Source organism: Methylobacterium sp. E-046, from assembly GCF_022829625.1.
In the GTDB taxonomy this organism is placed as follows: domain Bacteria; phylum Pseudomonadota; class Alphaproteobacteria; order Rhizobiales; family Beijerinckiaceae; genus Methylobacterium; species Methylobacterium longum.
The window spans coordinates 1-281 of the sequence record NZ_JAKSYP010000215.1 but is presented as its reverse complement, the minus strand read 5'-3'; the positions used below and the strand labels follow the sequence as shown (position 1 = coordinate 281).

The 281-nt window shown below is 72.6% G+C and carries 1 protein-coding gene; it reads right to left on the bottom strand.

Annotation, left to right across the window (positions count from 1 at the left end; translation table 11 throughout):
- Positions 1 to 281: nucleoside monophosphate kinase (locus tag MKK82_RS23490; protein ID WP_243986975.1), on the bottom strand; the 281-nt coding region annotated here is incomplete at both ends.

Sequence of the window (281 nt, the reverse complement as noted above, 5' to 3'; positions counted from 1 at the left end):
CGCCCTGCACGGGGACGGCGTGGCGGACCGGTTCCAGGTCGCGGGCCCCGAACTGACCCTCGGACCGCGCCACGGCATGACGCTGGCGCTCATGCTGCACGAACTCGGCACGAACGCCGCCAAGTACGGCGCGCTCTCGGGCGACGATCCGGTCGGAGACCAGGCCACCCGATTCCATCACGGCCTTGGCCTTGAGGCCCACCGGCGTGCCCGCCGCCACGGCCGCGCGCAGCATGTCACCCGTGGAGAGCTGCGGGATGCCGAAGCGCTGTACGATCCGC